Origin of the sequence: Pseudoalteromonas sp. SIMBA_162, from assembly GCF_046535955.1 — a bacterium.
GTDB lineage: Bacteria > Pseudomonadota > Gammaproteobacteria > Enterobacterales > Alteromonadaceae > Pseudoalteromonas > Pseudoalteromonas marina.
Genome location: NZ_JAWJBQ010001079.1, coordinates 1 through 241, shown reverse-complemented (window position 1 = coordinate 241; position 241 = coordinate 1). Strand labels below are relative to the sequence as shown.

At 58.5% G+C, this 241-nt stretch carries 1 protein-coding gene; it reads left to right on the top strand.

Going from position 1 to position 241, the window contains the following annotated elements:
* Window positions 1-51: 51 nt before the first annotated feature.
* The coding region (locus R0J88_RS23015; RefSeq protein WP_410901318.1) for an MCP four helix bundle domain-containing protein at window positions 52-241 on the top strand (190 nt) is incomplete at its 3' end.

Here is a 241-nt window from a genome sequence, read left to right as displayed (position 1 = left end):
ATGAGTCTTAGAAGTCTGAACATTGCGCTACGGGCGAGCCTGGGTTTCGGCTTGCTGGCGCTGATGGTGTTTGCCCTGGGGGCATTCGCCTTGATGCAGATGGGCAATATGCGCCAGCAGTCCGATGAAGTGGAAAGCAATTGGCTGCCCAGCGTGATGTCCGTAGGGGAAATGAACCAGGACCTGCTGCGCATTCGCGCCCTGACCCTGCGGTTGTTGATCAATCGCGACCCGCAGGCGA